We start from the raw sequence: 15,647 nt of genomic DNA, 5'->3' as shown, positions 1-15,647 counted from the left end.
ATTAAAATTTAGCCCCAATTCACTTAATTTCGCTACTTTCCATTAACAGGACGGCAAGCATTGTCCGCAGAACCTTAAAAGTTCTTGCGAAAAATGGTCGGGATCAGAAATGAACGGTGCGTGCGACGCTTTGGCAAAGATTTGCCGCTGCGAACGCGGTGCCAGAACATCCAACTCTTGCGCCACTTTGACAGGCACAAGGCCGTCCAGCCGACCGTACATTCTGAGCCAAGGCATTGAAATATCATGCAAGTTTGGCCTCAAATCAGCGTCAGCAAGGATACCAAGGCCGGCGCTAAGCGCCTCTGGCTGAGGAGACGGGTGAGAGAGGACCGCCTGTTTCAACCACTTAATATCCTGCCGTGCTGTTGGGCTTCCCATTGCCTGAAGCGCCATGAAGCGTTCAACCGTCGTCTGAAAGTCTTCAGCCAATTGCTTCGTAAACGCCTGCAATACCTCGGGTTTTATCCCTCGCCATCCATGTTCTGCAGCAAATCTTGGTGAGCTGGCAATCGTGACCAAACCTTTCACACGTTCCGGTGCGAGCAGTGCAGCCTGAGTTGCAACCATTCCCCCCAAAGACCAACCGGCCCAAACAGATTCCTGCGGTGAATTATCAAGCAAGCACTGTGCCATTTCCTCTAAGGAAAAGGCATCGGTGGGTTGACTAAAGCCATAGCCCGGCAGGTCAACACAATGAACGCGGTAATGCGGGGTGAGAGCAGGCAGGATGTTTTGCCATACGGCGCTGTTCATCCCCCAGCCATGAATGAGAATCAGATCGGAACCCTGGCCTTCCGTATGCCAGTACAGAGAAGTCGTCATTTACACTGCCTAAATTCGTTTATCAACAAGCATGTCCTTGATGTTAAGCACTATCTTACGTGCCTTGCCGCTGCGTTGTCAGCTTTGCCACCACAGGTTGGAGCAGCATGCTTATCCTTGGTGTCATGCCTGTCACGCCAGCTTGCCCAGTCAGCCACGCTGCCTGCATTGCGGTTTGCCTACCCCTTACGTGATTGAAAGCTGCGGCAGATGTTTGAAAAAGCCGCCGCCGTGGGACAGTTTGGTTTGTGTCGGTGCCTATTCCTTTCCTTATGACAAGCTGCTTCACCGCTTCAAGTATCAAGGACATTACTGGCTTGCCCCTGCTCTCGCTAAACTGCTCGCGACAGAGATTGAATCACCTGCGCCTCTCCTTCTTCCCGTACCCATGCATTGGAAACGCAGGCTTTGGCGCGGATTTAACCATAGCAGTGTGCTGGCCGCAGAGCTCGCCAGACAACTGAAGGTTCAATCTGAGCCCAATGTCTTAAAACGCATTCGTGCCACTCGCCAACAGCAGGGATTAGATCGACAATCCCGTCTTTCAAACTTAAAGCAGGCATTTTCTATCGAAGGAAAACTGCCGCCACACATCGCCTTGGTTGATGATGTTGTCACCACGGGTGCGACTGTCGCCCAGCTTTGCCGCTTGCTCCGGCAGCATGGCGTGGAACGTATTGATGTGTATTGTCTTTGTCGCACACCACCGGAAGCCACTTAATTGAAAAGTGAGGGAAAAGTAACCTCGAAGCTTGAGGGGTGATAGCGGACAAAAACAAGCGTACAATGTAAACAAATACTGGATAAATCAGGTAAGAAGCCGTGTCACAAATTATTATTTCAGAAAGTGCACAGAGCCATTTCGGTAAACTGCTTGAGCAGCAGCCGGAAGGGACAAACATCCGCGTATTCGTGGTTAATCCTGGCACGCAAAACGCAGAGTGCGGCGTTTCTTACTGCCCTCAGGATGCAGTGGAAGCGACTGATACCGAACTCAAATTCGAAGGTTTTTCTGCCTACGTAGATGAACTGAGCCTTCCGTTTCTTGAAGATGCCGAGATTGATTTTGTCACTGACAAAATGGGCTCACAGCTGACGCTGAAAGCACCAAACGCAAAAATGCGTAAAGTGTCTGACGACGCGCCACTGATGGAGCGCGTTGAGTACGTGATCCAGACTCAAGTTAACCCACAGCTGGCAGGCCATGGTGGTCACATCAATCTGATTGAAATCACTGAAGACAAAGTGGCAGTGATTCAATTCGGTGGCGGCTGTAATGGCTGTTCAATGGTTGACGTCACCCTGAAAGACGGCATCGAGAAGCAACTGCTGGAAGAGTTCAGCGGCGAGCTTAACGGCGTTCGTGACGTCACTGAGCACGCGCATGGTGATCACTCTTACTATTAAGAGCGATTATCGTGAGAAGAAAGGCGTCCGATGGCGCCTTTTTTGTCTGGTTAGTTTGCCGCCAGGAAGGTATCCCTTCGCCACTGGTGGATAAAAAGTACCCCCAGCGTCAATCCGCGCAATGCCATAAATCCGAGCATCGCCGCCCAAAGCGCATGGTTGCCCCAGCCACTTAACAGCCACCAAATCACAAAGAAACCTGCCATCGCAACAAACATGGTGTTTCGCATTTCACGTCCGCGCGTCGCACCAATAAAGACACCATCAAGTAGAAAACACCACATGGCCACCAGCGGCATGGCAATGAGCCAAGGCAGATACACAAATGCCTGTTCACGCACAGCAGGAATATCGGAAATCACCCCGACAATCTGCTCACCGAAGATAAGGAAAGCGGCAGTGATAAGCAGTGAGATCACCAAGCTCCAAAAGGTGGTTGCAGTGAGTGAGTCCATCAACTCGTTTCTATTCCGGGCACCAATTGCCTTCCCTACCATGGCTTCCATCGCATAGGCAAAACCGTCCATTGCGAAAGAGACCAGCATCAGAAAGTTCATCAGCACTGCATTGGCTGCCACCACATTATCGCCCAGTGTCGCGCCCTGAAAGGTCATAAAGGTGAAGGCCAGCTGCAGGCAGAGGCTTCGAAGGAAGATGTCCCGGTTAAGCTTTAACAGCCGCCCCATGCCCGCAGAAGCTTTTTTCCACTGCGCCAATGGGGCAGGCAACATCTCTTGCTTCCAGCGCTGCGCCACGAAATACAAGCCCAGTGCCATACCGCTGTAATCAGCAATCACACTCGCTGCTGCAGCGCCCTGCACTTTCCAGCCAAAACCCACAACAAACAGCACATCAAGAACGATGTTGATGACGTTGATAACAATCAGCAGCATCATCGGCTTTTTCGCGTTCTGGGCTCCCAATAGCCAACCCATGATCACAAGATTGGTCAGCGCAGCAGGTGCACTCCAGATACGCACAGAGAAATACTGGTCGGCATAGCGCTTCACTTCTGCACTTGCGTCACTGTAGGAAAACACCCAATCCGCAATCAATGGATGCACGGCGATAATCGCTAATGCCAGTAACCAAGCAAGAGAGATACCCTGCAGGAACACATTCGCCAGCCCCGCCTTATCGTCAGCGCCATAAGCTTGTGCGGTAAGCCCCGTGGTAGCCATACGAAGAAAACCGAGCAGCCAGAAAGTCACCGCGATCATGGTGCTGCCGACCGCCACGCCACCGAGGTACCATGCATGGTCGAGGTGGCCAATCACGGCCGCATCCACCAGTCCCAGCAAAGGCACGGTAATGTTGGAGAGCACCATAGGGAACGCGAGCGAGAATACGCGTATGTGGAGGGCTTTTTGTTGCAGCGCTGACAGCATAAATTGGCTCAGTGGTTATCGACAGATAGAGAGTAAGTGGCGGAAGTTTATCAGAATGTGCGGGTTAAAAAGACGGTACCATTGATGGTTTCGCCATCACGCACAAATCCGTTTTTCTCCAACACGCGGACAGAGGCCAGATTGTTCTCTTCAGCCCCACCGGAAAGCGTCGCGACCTTGCCGCTCTGCTGACACCAGCTCACCAAGCTGAGCAGCATCTCACTGGCCAATCCCTTTCCCTGCAGCCTTTCACTCACCACATAACCCAACCGAAGATCGAGTAAACCTTCTGTATTGGTTTCTGCATACAGCAAAATAAACCCCGCGAGAGATTGCGAATCCCGCTCAGTCACGGCTAGAAAAGTGGACTCTGTTAAAGCCTGTTGAAGCCAAACCGCAGCGCTTTGGGAATCGTTCACCGATTGGATATCCGGCGGTAAATGCTGCTTCACTGCTGGCGTCAATAGGGCTGCTAATTCCTTAGCGAGATTACCGGAGGTCTCTGAACCAGACGATAACGCCGCGACATCCAGCCGCGGCGTTGAAAATTGAAGATGGGAAAGCATCATCCCTGCTCACTGTCTGCTTGGGTGTGCAACTATCCTATCGCACGCCACGCATGATCGGCGAGCAAAGCCACAAACAAACCAAACACATGCCAAATGGAGTATTTAAACGTCTGCCAAGCCAACCCTTTGCGATCATTGAATTTCAACTGCCACGCGTACCAAGCAAAACCGAGGTTGAGCGCCAAACTACCGAAGAGGTAAATCAGTCCACTCATTCCCGCCAGCCATGGCAGTAGGCCCACCACCACCAAAAGCAGGGTGTAGTGTAAAATCATGGTCTTGGTGAATTCCACACCATGGGTCACTGGCAACATGGGTACGCCGGCTTTGGCGTAATCTTTCTCACGATGAATCGCGAGCGCCCAGAAATGCGGTGGGGTCCAAGTGAAAATCAGCATCACAAGCAACAGCGCATGTGGGTCGAGCGTTCCTGTCACCGCCACCCAACCGAGCAGCGGCGGCATTGCGCCTGCCAAACCACCAATCACGATATTCTGCGGTGTCGCGTGCTTCAGCCATACGGTGTATACCACAGCATAACCAATCAAACTGGCAAAAGTTAGCCATGCCACCAACGCGTTCAACACCCACAGGAGCGCAAAGCCAGCGACCATGAGTAAGCCACCAAAGGCCAGAGCCTGTGACGTACCTACCCGGCCTTTCGCAACGGGGCGGTGAATAGTGCGCTGCATCTGTCTATCAATACGCTGATCAATCACATGATTGAACACCGCAGCTGCAGCCGACTGCATCCCAATTCCCAACAGCCCCAGAATCACGACGTGAGCAGGAGGCAAAGACGGTACCGCGAGACACATTCCCACCATGGCGGTCAGCAAAAGCATGGCCACCACTTTGGGCTTGGTCAGCTCCAGATAATCCCGCCATTGAGCGGTTTCAGTATTCGGGGCGCTGTTTGCCAGCGAAGGCGTGTCGAATTTAGCCATGGCTTAACCTCCCTGAGTCTCTCAAAGACGACTGAGCAGCGGTCATCGAAACGGGCGCGAACACGCCAATCACCGTCCTGACAGTCACTAAAAGTAAAAGTAATCCGCAAACATTGTGTGCCACCGCTACTGACAGCGGCAGCAAGGCGACCACATTGGTAACGCCAAGCGTTATCTGAATACCCAGCGTGCCTAAGAGTAGTAGCGATGCGCCGGCACCAAGCGGTTTTCTGACAGCAAACGCCAGCAGTAAAATGAGCGCCGTGACCACCATGGCACCAATTCGGTGAGTAGCATGAATCGTGACGCGCTGATCGAAGTTCAACACGCCATATTGGTAGGTCTCGTTTTTCGGGCTGATGGGATGGAACGCCGAGGCGTCATATTTCTCTGCCCAATCGACTTCACAGACAGGCAGTTGAGTACAAACGAGAGCTGCATAGTTGGCTGATGTCCAGCCACCGAGCGCAATCTGCATCACCACTGCCAAAAGCGCCGCGACTGACAATGCCTTAAGCTTTCCGCCAACAGAGCCCTTTTGGAGACCCACTTTTAGCTGTGTCGGTTCTTTAATACGTCGTCTTTCCAGCAGCGCCAACATGAACAACAAAGTCACGGTGGTGAAACCACCGAGCAAATGCCCCATCACCACGATCGGCATCAGGTTCATGGTCACGGTCCACATACCCAGAGCCGCCTGAAAGGTCACTACCGCCAGCAGCACACTCGGGAGCATGCGGTTACGTTCAGAACGACGCCAAGCCAGAAAGGCAATGGCAGCAATCACTAACCCCAGCGTTCCCGCTACATAGCGATGGATCATTTCATTCCAGGCTTTCTGAATTTCAACAGGAGCATGGGGGAAAGCTTCCGTGGCCTGGGCGATTTTCACTGCCGATTGCGGCACAGTCAGAAAACCATAGCAACCGGGCCAATCCGGGCACCCCAGGCCAGCTTCCGTCAAACGTGTGAAGGCACCGAGGGCAACCACGACCAATGCCAGAGCCAGTGCGCCGTATATCAGTCCGAGATAGCGTTTGTCTTTTTCCATCGCGACCTCCCTTACCCGACTTTAGAGAGTTTCATGAGTTTTCGAAGATCGGACAGGAGTCCTTTGCTTTGTGCCACCTGTGCTGATTTTTCAGCGGGCACCGGATAGGCAAGAATAAGGTTGTTCAGAGGGTCAACAAGATAAATCGCGTTCTCAGAAAAGGGCAGCGATGACATGGTTTGTTGTTGCGTTGCATCGATGTTTTGGCGGGTGACATTGGTGCCTTCTTCCACCGCCGAGCTTTCCGGTGTCAGCAGGATGCTGGCAACCCGCTCTCGCTCACGTCCAACCGCCACCGGGATTTGGTTAAGTTGGAACAGCGCACTTTCGCACTTCTCATCACAGGCATTTGGGTAGGAGTAGACCAAACGCCATTGCCCGTTGTGTGACAGCCAATCAGCCTTCACTTCTTCGGCGATAAGCTCGCCATTGTTGGTCACGCCTTTATTGTACCAACCAAAATCCAACACCAATTTGGCAGCCAGAACTGGCAGAACAAAAATCACGGTGACCAGTATCAGCGCTTTTTTCCCATTCATATGCGTCCTTTCCTCCACCAAAGCCCAAATCCAATCACTACCACCAGCGCCAAACCAAACCACTGCATGGCATAGGCATAGTGCTTTTCCGGCTTCATCACGACAGGCTCCCAGATGGGTTTCGCACCTGTACTGAAGCTCTCTCCGTTGCTGTCGCTTATCACATCACCGCGGATAAGCCAGGGTTTGAGGGAAAGCCCGGAAGCTTGTTCCAGACCTTTAATTTCCACCGATTGCACCCGCTTGGGCCAACCGTTCTCTGTTTCCACTTCCGCCAGTACTACCCTGTCTGACGGAAAGTCGATGGTGCCGCTCACTGAAAACTGCCCTTCTAGCGTCGGCAGCGTCGGCAATGTATCTCTTGTTGCTGGAGCCGCTATCCAACCCAGCTCAACCAATATCCATTGATTGTCACTTCTGAACGGCAGAAGCCAGCGATATCCCACGCGACCTTCAAAAGTTTGGTTATCGAGCAGCACGCTCTTTGACGCATCAAACTGGCCACTTAAGTTAACGCGGATTCCCTTGATGTCCGGCGGCAACGAAGCCAATGTCGTGACTTCCTGTTGGGAGCGCTCTGCAAGTTGCGACAAAAGGACTTCTTTTTCTGCCCCGCGGGACATTTGCCACATCCCTAGCTTGACCAAGAGCGCTGTCATCGCCAGAGTAAATACAAGGAAACCAATTCGTCTTATTTGCCGTATGTTGGAAGAAGACATCCGGTCACCTTTTTGACTCTCAGGAGGCAATATGCTGCTCAAAGGGATCCTCGTCTGCCTGTTGGTCTTTATCGTCTTTAACTTATTCCGAGCGTTGCCGATTATGCTCAAGGGTCAATCCGACGTTCCCATGTCCCGCTTCTTGGGACGTCGCGTTTTGTTCTCTGTGCTTGTGTTTGTCATCTTGCTGGTTGCTTTGGCGACTGGTGTGATTGAACCCAACAGCCGCCCTTATTGATTCGCTTCGCTACAAGATGTAGACGAACACGAACAGACACAGCCATACCACATCTACAAAGTGCCAGTACCAAGCCCCGGCCTGGAAGGCGAAGTGATGCTCAGGGGTCATGTGTCCTTTCAGTACCCGCAGCCAAATAATGAACAGAATGATCGAACCAAGGAAAACATGCATACCGTGGAAACCGGTAAGCAGGAAGAAGGTGTTCCCGTAAATCCCTGAATCCAGCCTGAGGTTCAGCTCCTGATATGCATGTACATACTCTTCCACCTGCAGCCCGAGGAAAATCCACCCCAGCAACACCGTGACACCAAGAAACAGTTTCACGCGTTGGCGGTTGCCCTCTTCCATCGCCACATGTGCAAAGTGCAGCGTGACAGACGAAGCAAGCAAAATGATGGTGTTGATAAGCGGTAAACCCCAAGCCCCCATAGCCGTGGTTTCCGTGCCACCTGGCGTTTTCACCAAAGGCCAACCTGGAATGAAATCAGGCCAGAGAACCGCTGCCGTCATGGCATTGTTGCTCGCCCCACCGAGCCAAGGAACCGCAATGACCCGGGCGTAAAACAGTGCACCAAAGAAAGCAGCAAAGAACATGACTTCCGAGAAGATGAACCAGCTCATGCCTTGGCGGAAGGAACGGTCCATTTGCGCCGAATACAATCCACCCATCGATTCATGAATCACATCGCGAAACCAGCCAAACAGCATAAACATCAAAATGCCGGTGCCGATCAGCAGCATCCAAGGACCATTGCCACCGAACAATCCGGCGACTGTCGAACCTGCGCCCATTGCAATAAAGAACAAAGCAATAGCGCCGACAATTGGCCATTTGCTCTGCGCGGGCACGTAGTAGTTTTCGTACTGGGCATCTGTATTGGTGTCTGTCGTCATGATGACCTCACTGCATTTACTGAGTCACAGGCTCAGTCTTTGCGCTAAACAGGGTATATGCCAGCGTCAGGGTGCTGATGTCTTCCGGCAGCTCCGGATCGACATAAAACACCAATGGAAGTTCTGCGTCTTTTCCTGCTTCAAGGGGCTGGCGGTTAAAGCAGAAACATTCAATTTTGTTCAGGTATTGCGCGGCGAGACCCGGCGTGACCGAAGGCACCGCCTGTCCGACCGAGTTCACCAAGGTATTGTTGGTGGCACGGTAAGCAATGGTGCGCGTCTCACCCGGATGAACCGTGAGCTTTTTCACCTCAGGCACAAAATCCCAGCCAAGGCCGGGATTGATGTAGGCAACAAACTCAACGGTAACGGTGCGGGAGAAATCGACCTGATTACTTTCCGTCGCGGCAACATCGCTGGTTTTACCGTTGATTCCGGTGATGTCGCAGAACACGTCATAAAGCGGGACAAGTGCGAAGGCAAAGCCAAACATCAGCACAGCCAAGCCCGCCAGCTTTGCAGCTGAGCGACCTGAGTTTTGTGTCTGTTGTTCTTGCTCTGCCATACGCTATCCTTAATCGATTTTCGGTGGCGTTGAGAAGGTGTGATAAGGCGCAGGTGAAGGGACTGACCACTCCAACCCTTCGGCACCATCCCACGGCTTGGCAGGCGCAGGCTCACCGCCACGGATACATTTCACCACCAGCACAAGGAAGATGAGCTGGGAGAAACCGAACAGGAAAGCCCCCACACTCACTATCGCGTTGATGTCAGCAAACTGGAGCGCATAATCCGGAATACGACGCGGCATCCCAGCAAGCCCAAGGAAGTGCATAGGGAAGAACAGGATGTTCACGGAAATCAGTGAGCACCAGAAGTGCCAGTTAGCGAGCGTCTGGTTGTACATGTGCCCAGTCCATTTCGGCAACCAGTAGTAAGCCGCTGCCATGATGGAGAAGATGGCCCCAGACACCAGCACATAGTGGAAGTGCGCCACCACGAAGTAGGTATCGTGATACTGGAAGTCCACTGGCGTTATCGCCAGCATCAAGCCAGAGAAGCCCCCTATCGTAAACAGCACGATAAAGGCGAGCGCGAACAACATGGGCGTTTCGAAGGTCATTGACCCTCGCCACATGGTGGCCACCCAGTTAAACACTTTCACCCCGGTCGGCACCGATATCAACATGGTGCAATACATGAAGAAGAGTTCGGCAAACACCGGCATACCCGTGGTAAACATGTGGTGCGCCCATACAACAAAGCTAAGACCCGCAATTGATGCGGTCGCGTAAACCATAGACGCATAACCAAACAGGGGTTTGCGGGCAAACGCTGGCACAATCGCAGAGATAATCCCGAAGCTTGGCAGGATCATGATGTACACCTCTGGGTGTCCGAAGAACCAGAAGATGTGCTGGAACATGACCGGGTCACCACCACCGGCGGCATCAAAGAATGACGTACCAAAATACTTATCGGTCAGCACCATGGTCACCGCCCCGGCAAGCACTGGCATAACCGCAATCAGCAGGAAAGCGGTGATAAACCAAGTCCAGACGAACAGCGGCATTTTCATGTAGGTCATGCCCGGTGCACGCAGGTTCATGATGGTCACTATCACGTTGATCGCACCCATAATGGAGCTGATACCCATAATGTGAACAGCAAACACGAACAGTGCGGTGCTGTCTGGCGAATAGGTAGTCGAGAGCGGTGCGTAGAAGGTCCAGCCAAAGTTCGGACCGCCCCCTTCCATAAACAACGACATGATGAGCATCAGAAACGCGAAGGGCAGAATCCAGAAGCTCCAGTTGTTCATGCGCGGCAGCGCCATATCCGGCGCACCAATCATCATTGGTACCATCCAGTTTGCCAGTCCCGTAAAGGCTGGCATCACTGCACCAAACACCATAATAAGACCATGAACTGTGGTCATCTGGTTAAAGAAGTTAGGATCAACCAATTGCAATCCCGGCTGGAACAACTCCGCCCGGATAACCAATGCCATCGCACCGCCCAGCAAGAACATGCTGAAGCTGAAAATCAGGTACATGGAGCCGATGTCTTTATGGTTGGTCGTTAACAGCCAACGCATCAACCCTCGGGGTTTATGATCATGGTCGTGGTCATCGTGACCGACCTGATCAGGCGTCATATCCGTCATTGCGATTTCTCCTTAAAGATCGTCACCGTTGAGCACAGCATTGATTTGAGATGCCTGAATGGCATCACCCGTGTTGTTGCCCCAAGCGTTACGCTCGTAGGTGATCACCGCAGCCAGCTCTTTCAGGCCAAGCTGCGCGCCAAATGCCTGCATGGCAGTACCTGGCTTCCCGTGAATAACAATATTGAGGTGGTCGAGTACCTTGTCAGGGTCTGCTGAGATGCCTTGCTGGGCAAGCGCTGGGAATACGCCTGGAAGACCCAGACCATTGACCTGGTGACAAGCCGCACAACGAGAGTTGTAGACTTCTTCACCCAGCTCCATCAGCTCTTCCATTTCCATGTTCATCGCCAGCAATTTCTGCTCTTCTTCCTTCACCTTGGCTTGTGCGGCTGCGGTTTCTGTCACCCATGCCTCGAACTCATCAACCGGCTTGGCAATCACCACTATCGGCATAAAGCCGTGGTCTTTACCACAAAGCTCAGCACACTGACCGCGGTAGATCCCCGGCTTATCGATGCGCGTCCACGCTTCGTTGATAAAGCCAGGGTTAGCATCTTTCTTCACGGCGAAATCTGGTACCCACCAAGAGTGGATAACGTCTTCGGAGGTGATAAGGAAACGCACTTTCTTACCAATTGGCACCACCAGAGGGCGGTCAACTTCCAACAGGTAAGTTTCTCGTTTGGTCGCTTCACCGTCGATTTGCGCGGCAGAAGTCGCCAGCAACGAAAAGAACTCCACATCATGGTCAAAATAGCGGTAATGCCATTTCCATTGAGAGCCAGTCACCTGAATCGTCAGTTCTGAATCAGAAGGATCTTCCATGGCCAACAGCACTTTTGTTGCCGGAACAGCCATACCTATCAAGATCAGGAAGGGGATCAGCGTCCAGAGAATTTCCACTTTGGTGCTTTCATGAAAATTCGCGGCCACCGCGCCTTTTGATTTTCGGTGGTGGATGATGGCCCAGAACATGGCGCCGAAAACCACCACACCGATAGCGACACAGATCCAGAGAATCGTCATGTGAAGGCCATACACCTTCTCACTGATCTCGGTTACGCCGGGGGTCAGGTTAAACGAGGACGCTTCGTTCGCGGCTTGAGCTGCAAACGAAGAGAAAATTGCGAGCGCGTATAGAAGTTGGCGAGTCTTCACCGGTTCCCTCCTCAAAGTCACTTCGCAGTGCAAAATGTAAATGGATGCAAAAAAATGAAAGTTCGATTAACACTCTGTTTACAAATAAAGCTAGGCAAGGAACGTGGAAAGAACAAAATTTGAGCAGCAGAATGCGCCGAAACATGATGCCAGCCACGAATTTACGAGATGAAGACAACTGTTTCACCTTCAACGATTTTGTGCCGCTTTTCTTAAAATCCCTGAGAAAATTAAGGCGGAAAAATCTTTGTTTTAAGAAGAGTTACTGGCAGGTTTTAGCGAAAGTGACCACTCAGAACAGAGAATTGCGAGTGTGCAAAAATGCAGGGGTTAAGCGGCTTGTAGCAAGAAAGATCCACAAAAAGAAAGGCAGCCACGGTCTTTTCAACCGAAGCTGCCTGTTTCTTTAACTCTTGTAACGCGAAGCGGGACGATTACATCCAGTCTGTGTTGCGAATCACACCAACCGCGATACCTTCGATGGTGAGATGTTGCTGGGAAAGGTCAACCACGATTGGGGCAAACTCTTCATTCTCAGCATGAAGTAGCACTTGATTACCTTTGCGCTCAAGACGCTTCACCGTCACGTCATCTTCAACACGCGCGACAACGACCTGGCCGTTTCGCACGTCTTGCGTTTTATGTACCGCAAGCAGGTCGCCATCCATAATACCGATGTCTTTCATACTCATACCGCTGACACGCAGCAGGAAATCAGCATTCGGTTTAAACAGGTTTGGATCGACCTGATAATGCATTTCTACATGCTCTTGCGCCAGAATAGGCTCACCGGCAGCGACACGGCCAATCAAGGGCAGGCCTTCGTCATCGTTTGCCGCTTCGGTTTCCACCAGCAAGCGAATGCCACGTGATGCACCAGGCACGATTTCAAGCACGCCTTTTCGTGCCAGTGCTTTCAGATGTTCTTCAGCAGCATTGGCAGAGCGGAACCCCAGTTCTCTCGCGATCTCGGCACGCGTTGGTGGCATACCGGTGTCATCGATCTTTGCTTTGATCAAATCAAAGACTTGCTGTTGTCTTGCGGTTAACGGCTTCATATCATGACCTGTCTTTTTATACAGTTAACTGTGAGTATATCCAGTGTTTAACCGCTTGAAAAGGCGGATTTTGCGCCAATCTCTAATAATGGGCCTATTCAGCTCACATTTTTTCTGACTGCCCAAGCCACCAGACCTTGGCTCATACATGACATAAGCCCCCGGATTGGTGTCATTTCCCTGCAAGTTCGGAGACGTTTTCTGCTAGACTTGCCACGCACAAAACATAAGAGGCTGCGATCAGATGTCTGCTTGCCAATCAATCTATCAGAAGTTATTGAATTTACCGCTGTCGGTACTGGTGAAAACCATCAGTATTCCGTCAGATCCTATAAACCAATTGGGCCTGGATGTGTCCCGACCTCTGGTTTATGTATTGCCATTCCGCTCTCATACGGATCTGCTTACCCTTCGCAGCAGTTGTCTCCAGCTGGGATTGCCTGACCCTCTTGAGCCACTTGAGCTAGGTGGAAAAAGCCTGCCACGTTACGTGTTCATTTCTCAGGGTAAGCGCATGTTCAAGGACAGCGACCCTATCCCAGCAGACTCCATCGAACTGTTTACCGAGTGGCTCGAGCTTCACAAGCGCGACTCTGAGCTCGATATACAGATGGTGCCTGCATCCGTGGTTTGGAACCGCGATCCGGGCAATGAATCCCGCCCTGCAGCGCCTGCTCTTCAGGCGATGAACGGCCTGCAAAAGTGCTACACCATTTTGACACTGGGTCGCGACAGCATGGTTCGCCTGAGCAACGCGGTTTCCCTGCGTTATATGGCAGACAAGCACGGCACGGATACTACAATCGCGAACAAACTGGCGCGTGTGGCGAAAATCCATTTCTCACGCCAGAAAATGGCGGCATCTGGCCCTGGCCTGCCGGATCGCCAATTGCTGTTCAAACGCCTGCTGGCCTCCAAAGCCATTGACAAGGCAGTACAGGATGAAGCGGCAAGCCGTGATGTACCAGTAGAGAAAGTACGCAAAGAAGCCATCGATATGATGGAAGAAATCGCCGCGGACTTCTCGCCAAGCCTTATCCGCTATGGCGATCGCATCCTGACATGGCTTTGGAACAAGTTGTATCAAGGCCTTAATATTAATAACTCTGAGCGTGTGCGTAAGCTGGCGCAGGATGGTCATGAGATTGTGTACGTGCCTTGTCACCGCTCTCACATGGACTATCTGCTGCTTTCGTACGTGCTGTACAAGGAAGGACTGGTACCACCGCACATCGCGGCGGGCGTGAACCTGAACTTCTTCCCGGCGGGCCCAATTTTCCGCCGTGGCGGCGCCTTCTTCCTGCGTCGTACGTTTAAAGGCAATCGCCTCTATTCCACGGTATTCCGCGAATATCTGGCTGAGCTTTTTGCCAAAGGTTACTCCGTGGAATACTTCTCGGAAGGTGGCCGTTCACGCACGGGTCGTCTGCTTCCGGCGAAAACGGGCATGCTGGCAATGACCATTCAAGCCATGCTTCGCGGTCTCAAGCGCCCAGTGACCCTAGTGCCGGTATACATCGGTTACGAACACGTGATGGAAGTGAGCACTTACGCTAAAGAGCTACAAGGCAAGCGGAAAGAGAAAGAAAGCTTCGGCCAGGTGCTGGGTATTCTTCGCAAACTGCGTAACTATGGTAAGGGCTACGTGAACTTCGGTGAGCCTATTCCGGTGAATCACTTCCTGAACGAGAAAGTGCCAGAGTGGCAAAAAGACATCGACCCGATTGAGCCACAGCGTCCAGATTGGCTGCTTCCAGCAGTGAACGAATTGGCAGAGCGCATGATGACCAAAATCAATGATGCTGCCGCTGCCAACGCCCTGACTCTTTGTGCGACCGCCCTGCTCGCTTCCCGTCAGAGCGCGCTCAGCCGTGAAGCGCTGGAAGAACAAATCACCATTTATCTTGAGCTGTTGCGTCAGGTACCGTATTCAGCGACCAGTACAGTGCCAACAGACTCTGCGCAGGAACTGGTTGAGCATGCGCTGAGCCTGAACAAGTTCGTGGTTGAGAAAGATTCGCTGGGTGAAGTGATTTCACTGGATCGTCAACAGGCCATCCTGATGACCTTCTACCGCAATAACATCATTCACCTGTTTGCGGTGCCATCTCTGATCGCGCAAATGCTGGTATTCAAGACCAGTGTTTCACGTGAAAACCTGATGGATTCGATTCGCCAGCTATACCCTCTACTGAAAGCCGAGCTCTTCATGAGCTTTGATGATGCCGCACTGCAAAGCTACATCGATGCGACATTGATTGAGCTTGAGCGTCAGTCCCTTATCGCGATTGATGGTGACACCATCGCCCGTAACAACTGCAAGCTCACACAACTTCAGTTGCTGGGCCGCACGATTGCAGAAACCCTGCAGCGCTACGCGATCACCTTGACGCTGTTTAGCCATGAGCCGGATACGTCGAAGTCCGATCTGGAGCAACAAAGCCAGATGATGGCGCAACGTCTGAGCCGTCTGCACGGTATCAACGCACCAGAATTCTTCGACAAAGGCGTTTTCGCGACCTTACTGAACTCGCTGCGTGAACAAGGCTATCTGAATGATGATGACCACGCCCGCGCTGATCGCGTTGAAGGGCTCCGCGAGTGCGTATTCGGATTGATTTCACCGGAAGTGCAGCTGACCATTCAGGCTATCCTGAACCAGCCATCAGAAGACTAATCAT

Annotated in this window: 17 protein-coding genes; 5 read left to right on the top strand and 12 right to left on the bottom strand. The window is 52.1% G+C overall.

Translation table 11 applies throughout. The features are described from left to right. Positions 1-42: 42 nt before the first annotated feature. The gene (gene bioH / locus GCE9029_RS21750) at positions 43-825 is read right to left on the bottom strand and encodes a pimeloyl-ACP methyl ester esterase BioH (protein ID WP_062666889.1); all 783 of its coding nucleotides are present in this window, start codon (positions 823-825) and stop codon (positions 43-45) included. Between the two features lie 40 nt (positions 826-865). Between bioH and GCE9029_RS21745 the strand changes: the two genes are divergently transcribed. After that, positions 866-1,546, top strand: coding sequence for a ComFC family protein (locus tag GCE9029_RS21745; protein WP_231870181.1), 681 nt, complete (start codon positions 866-868; stop codon positions 1,544-1,546). A gap of 101 nt (positions 1,547-1,647) precedes the next feature. After that, complete coding sequence (gene nfuA / locus GCE9029_RS21740; RefSeq protein ID WP_002535379.1) at positions 1,648-2,232, top strand: Fe-S biogenesis protein NfuA; 585 nt, start codon at positions 1,648-1,650, stop codon at positions 2,230-2,232. A gap of 50 nt (positions 2,233-2,282) precedes the next feature. Here nfuA and dinF read toward each other — a convergent pair whose 3' ends face one another. The 6 genes from dinF to GCE9029_RS21710 are packed head-to-tail and all read right to left on the bottom strand — an operon-like array spanning position 2,283 to position 7,445. Continuing rightward, positions 2,283-3,620 carry an MATE family efflux transporter DinF gene (gene dinF / locus GCE9029_RS21735; RefSeq protein WP_062666887.1) on the bottom strand — a complete coding sequence of 446 codons (1,338 nt, stop codon included), beginning with the start codon at positions 3,618-3,620 and terminating at the stop codon, positions 2,283-2,285. A gap of 50 nt (positions 3,621-3,670) precedes the next feature. Beyond that, positions 3,671-4,189, bottom strand: a complete 519-nt coding sequence (locus tag GCE9029_RS21730; RefSeq protein WP_062666884.1) for a GNAT family N-acetyltransferase — start codon at positions 4,187-4,189, stop codon at positions 3,671-3,673. A 29-nt stretch (positions 4,190-4,218) separates the two neighbouring features. Next, positions 4,219-5,136, bottom strand: coding sequence for a heme o synthase (gene cyoE / locus GCE9029_RS21725; protein ID WP_062666882.1), 918 nt, complete (start codon positions 5,134-5,136; stop codon positions 4,219-4,221). Beyond that, positions 5,129-6,187, bottom strand: a complete 1,059-nt coding sequence (locus GCE9029_RS21720; protein WP_062666880.1) for a COX15/CtaA family protein — start codon at positions 6,185-6,187, stop codon at positions 5,129-5,131. The genes cyoE and GCE9029_RS21720 overlap by 8 nt, the downstream gene beginning before the upstream one ends. An 11-nt stretch (positions 6,188-6,198) precedes the next feature. After that, positions 6,199-6,726, bottom strand: a complete 528-nt coding sequence (locus GCE9029_RS21715; protein WP_062666878.1) for a redox-active disulfide-containing membrane protein — start codon at positions 6,724-6,726, stop codon at positions 6,199-6,201. Continuing rightward, the gene (locus GCE9029_RS21710) at positions 6,723-7,445 is read right to left on the bottom strand and encodes an SURF1 family protein (protein ID WP_082804416.1); all 723 of its coding nucleotides are present in this window, start codon (positions 7,443-7,445) and stop codon (positions 6,723-6,725) included. Before GCE9029_RS21710 ends, GCE9029_RS21715 begins: the two co-directional genes overlap by 4 nt. 31 nt (positions 7,446-7,476) lie before the next feature. Here GCE9029_RS21710 and GCE9029_RS21705 point away from each other — a divergent pair, with 31 nt between their 5' ends. After that, positions 7,477-7,683 (top strand): DUF2909 domain-containing protein, encoded by a 207-nt coding sequence (locus GCE9029_RS21705; RefSeq protein WP_002535390.1) that lies wholly within the window; start codon positions 7,477-7,479, stop codon positions 7,681-7,683. A gap of 9 nt (positions 7,684-7,692) precedes the next feature. On the opposite strand, the gene GCE9029_RS21700 is transcribed toward GCE9029_RS21705, so the two are convergent. Genes GCE9029_RS21700 through coxB form a run of 4 tightly spaced genes read right to left on the bottom strand, consistent with a single transcriptional unit; the run spans position 7,693 to position 11,908 of the window. Continuing rightward, a complete protein-coding gene (locus GCE9029_RS21700) occupies positions 7,693-8,580 on the bottom strand; it encodes a cytochrome c oxidase subunit 3 (protein WP_062666875.1) in 888 nt (295 codons plus the stop codon). A gap of 16 nt (positions 8,581-8,596) precedes the next feature. Continuing rightward, positions 8,597-9,145 (bottom strand): cytochrome c oxidase assembly protein, encoded by a 549-nt coding sequence (locus GCE9029_RS21695; protein WP_062666873.1) that lies wholly within the window; start codon positions 9,143-9,145, stop codon positions 8,597-8,599. A gap of 9 nt (positions 9,146-9,154) precedes the next feature. Beyond that, positions 9,155-10,747, bottom strand: coding sequence for a cytochrome c oxidase subunit I (gene ctaD / locus GCE9029_RS21690; protein WP_062666870.1), 1,593 nt, complete (start codon positions 10,745-10,747; stop codon positions 9,155-9,157). Between the two features lie 12 nt (positions 10,748-10,759). Beyond that, positions 10,760-11,908 carry a cytochrome c oxidase subunit II gene (gene coxB, locus GCE9029_RS21685; RefSeq protein WP_062666868.1) on the bottom strand — a complete coding sequence of 383 codons (1,149 nt, stop codon included), beginning with the start codon at positions 11,906-11,908 and terminating at the stop codon, positions 10,760-10,762. Between the two features lie 44 nt (positions 11,909-11,952). Here coxB and GCE9029_RS21680 point away from each other — a divergent pair, with 44 nt between their 5' ends. Beyond that, positions 11,953-12,318 (top strand): hypothetical protein, encoded by a 366-nt coding sequence (locus tag GCE9029_RS21680; RefSeq protein WP_062666866.1) that lies wholly within the window; start codon positions 11,953-11,955, stop codon positions 12,316-12,318. A gap of 24 nt (positions 12,319-12,342) precedes the next feature. On the opposite strand, the gene lexA is transcribed toward GCE9029_RS21680, so the two are convergent. Continuing rightward, on the bottom strand, positions 12,343-12,966 hold the full coding sequence (gene lexA, locus GCE9029_RS21675) for a transcriptional repressor LexA (RefSeq protein WP_062666864.1): 624 nt from the start codon (positions 12,964-12,966) through the stop codon (positions 12,343-12,345). Between the two features lie 244 nt (positions 12,967-13,210). Here lexA and plsB point away from each other — a divergent pair, with 244 nt between their 5' ends. Further along, positions 13,211-15,643, top strand: a complete 2,433-nt coding sequence (plsB, locus tag GCE9029_RS21670; RefSeq protein ID WP_062666862.1) for a glycerol-3-phosphate 1-O-acyltransferase PlsB — start codon at positions 13,211-13,213, stop codon at positions 15,641-15,643. Positions 15,644-15,647: the final 4 nt, after the last annotated feature.

The sequence above is a fragment of the Grimontia celer genome (genome assembly GCF_900055185.1).
Classification (GTDB): Bacteria; Pseudomonadota; Gammaproteobacteria; order Enterobacterales; family Vibrionaceae; genus Enterovibrio; species Enterovibrio celer.
The sequence above is the reverse complement of the archived record's forward strand: the minus strand, read 5'-3'. Positions and strand labels throughout refer to the sequence as shown.

Coding starts and splice junctions, on each gene's coding strand:
- GCE9029_RS21680 (WP_062666866.1), top strand. CDS start 11,953: ATGCAAAAAAATGAAAGTTCGATTAACACTCTGTTTACAAATAAAGCT.
- GCE9029_RS21745 (WP_231870181.1), top strand. CDS start 866: ATGTTAAGCACTATCTTACGTGCCTTGCCGCTGCGTTGTCAGCTTTGC.
- GCE9029_RS21700 (WP_062666875.1), bottom strand. CDS start 8,580: ATGACGACAGACACCAATACAGATGCCCAGTACGAAAACTACTACGTG.
- plsB (WP_062666862.1), top strand. CDS start 13,211: ATGTCTGCTTGCCAATCAATCTATCAGAAGTTATTGAATTTACCGCTG.
- ctaD (WP_062666870.1), bottom strand. CDS start 10,747: ATGACGGATATGACGCCTGATCAGGTCGGTCACGATGACCACGACCAT.
- GCE9029_RS21720 (WP_062666880.1), bottom strand. CDS start 6,187: ATGGAAAAAGACAAACGCTATCTCGGACTGATATACGGCGCACTGGCT.
- lexA (WP_062666864.1), bottom strand. CDS start 12,966: ATGAAGCCGTTAACCGCAAGACAACAGCAAGTCTTTGATTTGATCAAA.
- GCE9029_RS21695 (WP_062666873.1), bottom strand. CDS start 9,145: ATGGCAGAGCAAGAACAACAGACACAAAACTCAGGTCGCTCAGCTGCA.
- GCE9029_RS21730 (WP_062666884.1), bottom strand. CDS start 4,189: ATGATGCTTTCCCATCTTCAATTTTCAACGCCGCGGCTGGATGTCGCG.
- GCE9029_RS21710 (WP_082804416.1), bottom strand. CDS start 7,445: ATGTCTTCTTCCAACATACGGCAAATAAGACGAATTGGTTTCCTTGTA.
- bioH (WP_062666889.1), bottom strand. CDS start 825: ATGACGACTTCTCTGTACTGGCATACGGAAGGCCAGGGTTCCGATCTG.
- GCE9029_RS21705 (WP_002535390.1), top strand. CDS start 7,477: ATGCTGCTCAAAGGGATCCTCGTCTGCCTGTTGGTCTTTATCGTCTTT.
- GCE9029_RS21715 (WP_062666878.1), bottom strand. CDS start 6,726: ATGAATGGGAAAAAAGCGCTGATACTGGTCACCGTGATTTTTGTTCTG.
- cyoE (WP_062666882.1), bottom strand. CDS start 5,136: ATGGCTAAATTCGACACGCCTTCGCTGGCAAACAGCGCCCCGAATACT.
- dinF (WP_062666887.1), bottom strand. CDS start 3,620: ATGCTGTCAGCGCTGCAACAAAAAGCCCTCCACATACGCGTATTCTCG.